General features: G+C 48.9%; 2 rRNA genes. Both read left to right on the forward strand.

The features are described from left to right. A 16S ribosomal RNA gene (locus tag HHO41_RS22015) occupies positions 1-505 on the forward strand; the annotation flags it as partial. A 202-nt stretch (positions 506-707) separates the two neighbouring features. After that, a 23S ribosomal RNA gene (locus HHO41_RS22020) occupies positions 708-804 on the forward strand; the annotation flags it as partial.

Raw genomic sequence — 804 nt, forward strand, 5'->3', positions numbered from 1 at the left:
CAAAGTGACAGGTGGTGCATGGTTGTCGTCAGCTCGTGTCGTGAGATGTTGGGTTAAGTCCCGCAACGAGCGCAACCCTTGTTCTTAGTTGCCAGCATTCAGTTGGGCACTCTAAGGAGACTGCCGGTGACAAACCGGAGGAAGGTGGGGATGACGTCAAATCATCATGCCCCTTATGACCTGGGCTACACACGTGCTACAATGGATGGTACAAAGGGTCGCAAAACCGCGAGGTCGAGCCAATCCCATAAAACCATTCTCAGTTCGGATTGTAGGCTGCAACTCGCCTACATGAAGCTGGAATCGCTAGTAATCGCGGATCAGCATGCCGCGGTGAATACGTTCCCGGGCCTTGTACACACCGCCCGTCACACCACGAGAGTTTGTAACACCCGAAGTCGGTGGGGTAACCGTAAGGAGCCAGCCGCCTAAGGTGGGACAGATGATTGGGGTGAAGTCGTAACAAGGTAGCCGTATCGGAAGGTGCGGCTGGATCACCTCCTTTCTAAGGATAATGTCGTAAAGACATTCGGAATGCAGACTTTACAGTCTGTAACGTTGACCTCTGTGTTTGTTTAGTTTTGAGGGAGCAATCCTTCAAGTACTATTCGTTCTTTGAAAACTAGATAATTGAAGAAATGTAATAAACCGAGAATCACCACATTAGTTTTTTCTCTCTTATTTATATAGTAAGAGATTAACCTTTAGGTTAAGTTAGAAAGGGCGCACGGTGGATGCCTTGGCACTAGGAGCCGATGAAGGACGGTACTAACACCGATATGCTTCGGGGAGCTGTAAGTAAGC

Origin of the sequence: Bacillus sp. DNRA2, from assembly GCF_012843265.1 — a bacterium.
Classification (GTDB): domain Bacteria; phylum Bacillota; class Bacilli; order Bacillales; family Cytobacillaceae; genus Bacillus_BU.